Consider the following 6,855-nt stretch of genomic DNA (forward strand, 5'->3'; position numbering starts at 1 on the left):
CGTCCCACCCGTCGCCGGACACCCCCGCCTTCCCCCCGGGCGACGCCGGCGGCGACCCGGTGCCCGGCGACGGCTGGGACGACTGAGCGGCCATGGCGCGGACGGCCCGGCACGCGGCACCCGGTGCGATCACCAAGGTGGCGTCGGCAGGCCGGCAGGCCGTGCCCAGACCTCGCGTGGTCATGGCCGTGCTGGGGCTGTTCGCGCTCGTGTGCGTGATGCTGCTGGACGGCTACCTGCACTCGGAGATCGGCAACGACAGCCGCGTGCACGAGTCCGGGAGCGCGAGCCAGGTGCCCGCCTCCGTCCTCGAGGGCGGCCCCGTGCTGACCTTCGGCGCCGACGGCGAGCCCGTCAGCCACACCCTGCCGCCCCGGACGATCGCGCTCACCTTCGACGACGGCCCGGACCCCCGGTGGACCGCGAAGGTGCTCGCGGTGCTGCGCGAGCACGACGTGCCGGGCACCTTCTTCGTCGTCGGCCAGATGGCCGCCCGGTACCCCGCGCTCATCCGCGACATCGTCGACTCCGGCGGCGAGATCGGCGTCCACACCTTCTCCCACGTCGACCTCGCGTACCAGGACAGGGCCAGGATCGACCGGGAACTCGCCCAGACCCAGCTGGCGCTCGCGGGCGCCGCGGGCATCACGACCTCGCTCTTCCGTGCCCCGTACTCCTCCGAGCCCGACGCCGTCGACGACACCACGTGGCCCGTCTACCGCTACCTCGGCACCAAGGGCTACATCAGCGCCTTCGTCGACACCGACAGCGAGGACTGGCGGCGCCCCGGTGCCGCCGCCATCGTCCGCGACGCCACCCCCAGGGGCGGCAAGGGCGCCTCCGTCCTCTTCCACGACGCCGGCGGCGACCGCTCCCAGACCGTGGAGGCGCTCGGCACGTACATCGACACCATGAAGGCGAAGGGCTACACCTTCACGACGCTGACCGCGAGCCTGGGCGCCACGACCGCCAACCACCGGGCGAGCGGCGCCGAGTTGTGGCAGGGGCGCGCCCTGATCGGGGTCGTGGCGCTGGCCGAGTTCACCATGCCCGTCCTGTTCTGGCTGCTCGTCGTGGTCGGCGTCGCCGTCCTGGCCCGCTTCGCCCTGATGCTCGTCCTCGCCCGCCGCCACGCCAGGATCCGCGGCCGCCGCCGCTTCAGCTGGGGGCCCGCGGTCACCGAACCGGTCAGCGTCATCGTGCCCGCCTACAACGAGAAGGAGTGCATCGCCAACACCGTCGGCTCGCTCGCGGCGAGCACCCACCCGGTGGAGATCGTCGTCGTGGACGACGGCTCGACCGACGGCACCGCCGGCATCGTCGAGTCGATGGGCCTGCCCCAGGTGCGCGTCGTGCGCCAGGAGAACGCGGGCAAGCCCGCCGCGCTCAACCGCGGCCTGGAGCACGCCCGTCACGACCTCGTCGTGATGATGGACGGCGACACCGTCTTCGAGCCCGGCACCGTGCACCGGCTCGTGCAGCCCTTCGCCGATCCGCGGGTCGGCGCCGTCGCGGGCAACGCCAAGGTCGGCAACCGCGGCACGGTGATCGGGGCCTGGCAGCACATCGAGTACGTGATGGGCTTCAACCTCGACCGGCGCATGTACGACCTGCTCGGCTGCATGCCCACCGTCCCGGGCGCCGTCGGCGGCTTCCGCCGCGCCGCGCTGCTCGAGGCCGGGGGCATGAGCGGGGACACCCTCGCCGAGGACACCGACGTCACCATCGCGCTGCACCGCGCGGGATGGCGCGTGGTGTACGCCGAGCACGCCCGCGCCTGGACCGAGGCACCGGGCAGCATCGGCCAGTTGTGGCGGCAGCGGTACCGCTGGAGCTACGGCACCATGCAGGCGCTGTGGAAGCACCGGCGCTCCCTGGTGGACCGCGGGCCCTCGGGACGCTTCGGCCGGGTCGGCATGCCGCTGGTCGTGCTCTTCCAGATCGTCACGCCCCTCTTCGCGCCGCTGATCGACCTCCTGACCGTCTACGGCGCCGTCTTCGTCGCCCCGGTCAGGTCGCTCCTCGCCTGGGCCGCGCTGATGTCCGTGCAGCTGCTGTGCGCGGCCTACGCCTTCCGCCTGGACCGCGAGCACTACCGCCACCTGCTGATGCTGCCGCTGCAGCAGATCGTCTACCGGCAGCTGATGTACCTCGTCCTGATCCACTCCTGCGTCACGGCCATGACCGGAGGCCGGCTGCGCTGGCAGAAGCTCGAGCGCACCGGCGAGGTCAACTCCCCGCGGGCGTCCGCGGGAGCCGCCCGGTGACCGCGTCCGGCGCCTCCCTGCCCCTGCCCCGGCCCGGGACCTCCGGCCGGCACGCCGCCCGCCGCGGCGCGCGGGCGGTTGCCGCCACCGCTGCCGCCACCACGGCCCCGGGCGCCCGCGACCGGTACCTGGACCTGCTGCGCGCCCTGGCGCTCGTCCGCGTCGTGACGTACCACACGTTCGGCTGGGCGTGGCTGAGCCTGGTCTTCCCCTCCCTCGGCGTGATGTTCGCCCTCGCGGGCTCGTTCATGGCGCGGTCGCTGGAGAAGCGGCCCGCGCTGCCGGTGGTGCGGCGGCGGCTGCGCAGACTCCTGCCGCCGCTGTGGTGCCTCGGCGCCGTCCTGGTCCCGGCGATGCTGCTCCACGGCTGGTCGCCCGCCGAGCACCACGCGGGGCGCTGGTGGGCGCGGCTGCTGTGGTGGGTGGTGCCGCTGGCGGACCCGCCGGGCAGCGCCTGGGCCGAACAGGCCACGGGGGTGCTGTGGTACGTGCGTGCCTACCTGTGGTTCGTCCTGCTCTCGCCGCTGCTGCTGCGCGTGTTCCGGCGGTCACCCACCGCCGTGCTCGTCGCCTCCCTCGCCCCGGTCGTGCTCCTGCAGACGCTCCGGAGCCCGCCGGAGGGCGGGGCCGGCAGCGCCGTCACCGATCTGGCGACCTTCCTCACCTGCTGGCTGCTCGGCTTCGCCCACCACGACGGACTGCTGGACCGCGCGCGGGCGGGCCTGGCGCCGGTCCTGGCCGCCGTCGGCATGGCGATCGGCGGCTGGTGGGCCTGGTCCCACCGTGCGGACGGCTCGTACGACCTCAACGAGATCCCGCTCGCCCAGGCCCTGTGGTCGGCCGGTTTCGTCCTGCTCCTGCTGCGCTTCCGGCCGGGCGCCGGCCCGGCCGGGCGGCTCCGGACGCTGGACCGGGCGGCGCGGATCGTCAGCGCGCGGGCCGTGACGGTCTACCTGTGGCACGAGGTCGCCCTCATGCTCAGCGTCCCCCTGATCGACCTGATGTGGCGGGTCAGGCTCCTCGAGCTGTCCCTGCCGCTGGACAGCACCTGGTTCCAGTTCGCGGTGGCCTGGGTGCTGATCGCGGTGGCGGTGCTGCTCCTGGGCCGGGTGGAGGACCTCGCCGCGGGGCGCCGGCCCCGGCTCCTGCCTGACCCGGGCCGGTCGGGACCGGTTGTCGGTGGGGGGTCGTACCGTTGACCCATGCGGCCCGTATCAGACATCGAACGCAGTGTGGCGCCCTTCGAGGTCGTCAGCCCCTTCCAGCCCAGCGGCGACCAGCCGACCGCCATCAACGACCTCGAGCGGCGCATCCGCGCGGGCGAGAACGACGTCGTCCTGCTCGGCGCGACGGGCACGGGCAAGTCGGCGACCACGGCGTGGATGATCGAGCGGCTGCAGCGCCCGACCCTGGTCATGGCGCCCAACAAGACCCTGGCCGCCCAGCTGGCGAACGAGTTCCGCGAGCTGCTGCCGAACAACGCGGTCGAGTACTTCGTGTCGTACTACGACTACTACCAGCCCGAGGCCTACGTCCCGCAGACGGACACCTACATCGAGAAGGACTCCTCGATCAACGAGGAGGTCGAGCGGCTGCGCCACTCCACCACCAACTCGCTGCTGACCCGCCGCGACGTGGTCGTGGTCGCCTCGGTGTCCTGCATCTACGGCCTGGGCACCCCCCAGGAGTACATCGACCGCATGGTGCGGCTCAAGGTCGGCCAGGAGATCGACCGGGACGCGCTGCTGCGCAAGTTCGTCGACATCCAGTACGCGCGCAACGACGTGGCGTTCACCCGCGGCACCTTCCGGGTGCGCGGCGACACCATCGAGATCTTCCCGGTCTACGAGGAGCTCGCCGTCCGCATCGAGATGTTCGGCGACGAGATCGAGGCCCTGTACACGCTGCACCCGCTCACCGGCGAGATCATCACCGACGACCAGCAGCTGTACGTCTTCCCCGCCACCCACTACGTCGCCGGCCCCGAGCGCATGGAGCGCGCCATCGCCGGCATCGAGAAGGAGCTCGGCGAGCAGCTCGCGGTCATGGAGAAGCAGGGCAAGCTGCTGGAGGCCCAGCGGCTGCGGATGCGCACCACGTACGACATCGAGATGATGCGGCAGATCGGCACCTGCTCCGGCATCGAGAACTACTCGCGGCACATCGACGGCCGCGAGGCGGGTTCCGCCCCCGACACCCTCATCGACTACTTCCCCGAGGACTTCCTCCTCGTCATCGACGAGTCGCACGTCACCGTGCCGCAGATCGGTGCCATGTACGAGGGCGACGCCTCCCGCAAGCGCACCCTGGTCGACCACGGCTTCCGCCTGCCCTCCGCCCTCGACAACCGCCCGCTGAAGTGGGAGGAGTTCCTGGGGCGCGTCGGGCAGACCGTCTACCTGTCGGCCACCCCGGGCAAGTACGAGCTCTCCCGCGGCGACGGCGTCGTCGAGCAGATCATCCGCCCGACCGGCCTGGTCGACCCCGAGGTCATCGTCAAGCCCACCAAGGGGCAGATCGACGACCTGGTGCACGAGATCCGGCTGCGCGCCGAGCGCGACGAGCGCGTCCTGGTCACCACTCTCACCAAGAAGATGTCCGAGGACCTCACCGACTACATGCTGGAACTCGGCATCCAGGTACGGTACCTGCACAGCGACATCGACACCCTGCGCCGGGTCGAGCTGCTGCGCGACCTGCGGGCCGGCGAGTTCGACGTCCTGGTCGGCATCAACCTGCTCCGCGAGGGCCTGGACCTGCCAGAGGTGTCGCTGGTCGCCATCCTCGACGCCGACAAGGAGGGCTTCCTGCGCTCGGGTACCTCCCTGATCCAGACCATCGGCCGCGCGGCGCGCAACGTCTCCGGCCAGGTCCACATGTACGCCGACAAGATCACCCCGGCGATGGAGAAGGCCATCGAGGAGACCAACCGGCGCCGGGCCAAGCAGATCGCGTACAACGAGGAGAGGGGCATCGACCCGCAGCCGCTGCGGAAGAAGATCGCCGGCATCCTGGACTCCTTCGCCCGCGAGGACGCCGACACCGAGGAGCTGCTGGGCTCCGGCCGCCAGCGTTCGCGCGGCAAGGCGCCGGTGCCGGGCCTGTCCGCCAAGGCGGGGGAGAAGCGGGCCGCCAAGAGCCTTCCCGCGGCCGAACTGGCGGAGCTCATCGGTGAGCTGACCGACCAGATGCACGCCGCCGCCGCGGATCTCCAGTTCGAGGTCGCGGCCCGGCTGCGCGACGAGGTGGGCGAGTTGAAGAAGGAACTGCGGCAGATGCGGGAGGCCGGCGTGGCCTGACCGTACCGGCTGTCGAATCTCTTGCCGAACCACGGTGACCTACCCGTGCGTCTCCCCATAGGGTGCGGAGCAACCGCACGACGGCAAAACGGTTGAGAGGGGACAGCGCGTGACGGTCAACATGACCAAGGGTCAGAAGATCAGCCTGCAGAAGTCGGACGGGGGGACGCTTTCGTCGGTCCGCATGGGGCTCGGCTGGCAGGCCGCCCCGCGTCGCGGTCTCTTCGGTTCCCGTACCCGGGAGATCGACCTCGACGCCTCCGCGGTCCTGTTCGCCGACAAGCAGCCCGTGGACGTGGTGTTCTTCCGTCACCTCGTCAGCGACGACGGCTCGGTCCGGCACACCGGCGACAACCTCGTCGGCGGTGCCGGACAGGGCGGCGACGACGAGTCGATCCTGGTCGACCTGCAGCGGGTGCCGGTGCACATCGACCAGATCGTCTTCACCGTCAACTCCTTCACCGGGCAGACCTTCCAGGAGGTGCAGAACGCCTTCTGCCGCCTGGTCGACGAGACCAACGGGCAGGAACTCGCCCGCTACACCCTGACCGGAGGCGGTGGCTACACCGCGCAGATCATGGCGAAGGTGCAGCGCAACGGTGACGGCTGGTCGATGACCGCGATCGGCTCCCCGGCCAACGGCCGCACGTTCCAGGACCTCATGCCGGCGATCCTGCCGGCGCTCTGACCGCACAGGGGGGCGCGGGCATGACCATCGAGCTGGTCCACGGGCAGAACCATCCGCTTCCCGGCACCTCGCTGGAGGTACGGGTGTCGGCCGGTACCCCGGTGGTGGCCGCCGTCTCGCTGGGTGACGGGCAGGGGCACGTGAGCGGCCCCGGGTCCGTCGCCCACCCCGGGGCGCCGCGGCTGCCGGGCATCGAGGTGCCCGCGGGCCTCGCCGCCGAGCAGCGCGTCACCGCCGACCTGGCGGCCGTGCCGGCGGACGTGGAGCGCGTCCACGTCCTGCTGGCGCTGCCACCGGTCGCGGGGGCACCGACCCGCTTCGGGGCCTGCCCCGCGCCCCATCTGACCGTCGCCGGCGCCGACGGGGCGCCAGTCGTGAGCTTCACCGTCACCGGGCTCGGCGCCGAGGCCGCGATCGTCGCCCTGGAGCTCTACCGCCGCCAGGGCGCCTGGAAGGTGCGGGCGCTCGGCCAGGGGTACGGCGGCGGGCTGGCGGAGCTGCTGCGCGACCAAGGGCTGGGCCGCCCCGAGGCGGACGCGGTGGCCGCGCGCGTGGCGGACGCCGTACGCCCCGCGCGCACGGTGCCCACCGCACCCTCCAC

5 protein-coding genes are annotated in these 6,855 nt (G+C 72.1%); all 5 read left to right on the top strand.

Going from position 1 to position 6,855, the window contains the following annotated elements; genetic code table 11:
* Positions 1 to 92 precede the first annotated feature (92 nt).
* A complete protein-coding gene (locus PV350_RS43000; protein ID WP_499511252.1) occupies positions 93 to 2,267 on the top strand; it encodes a bifunctional polysaccharide deacetylase/glycosyltransferase family 2 protein in 2,175 nt (724 codons plus the stop codon).
* A complete protein-coding gene (locus PV350_RS43005) occupies positions 2,264 to 3,466 on the top strand; it encodes an acyltransferase family protein (protein WP_500338829.1) in 1,203 nt (400 codons plus the stop codon). Before PV350_RS43000 ends, PV350_RS43005 begins: the two co-directional genes overlap by 4 nt.
* A 3-nt stretch (positions 3,467 to 3,469) precedes the next feature.
* Entirely contained in the window at positions 3,470 to 5,566 is a 2,097-nt protein-coding gene (gene uvrB / locus PV350_RS43010; protein WP_499511250.1) for an excinuclease ABC subunit UvrB, read from the top strand.
* Between the two features lie 109 nt (positions 5,567 to 5,675).
* Positions 5,676 to 6,254, top strand: coding sequence for a TerD family protein (locus PV350_RS43015; protein WP_499511249.1), 579 nt, complete (start codon positions 5,676 to 5,678; stop codon positions 6,252 to 6,254).
* 20 nt (positions 6,255 to 6,274) lie between these two features.
* A partial coding sequence (locus tag PV350_RS43020; RefSeq protein ID WP_500338830.1) for a TerD family protein occupies positions 6,275 to 6,855 on the top strand: 581 nt, incomplete at its 3' end.

It is taken from the genome of Streptomyces sp. PA03-6a, from assembly GCF_033792765.1.
In the GTDB taxonomy this organism is placed as follows: Bacteria; Actinomycetota; Actinomycetes; order Streptomycetales; family Streptomycetaceae; genus Actinacidiphila.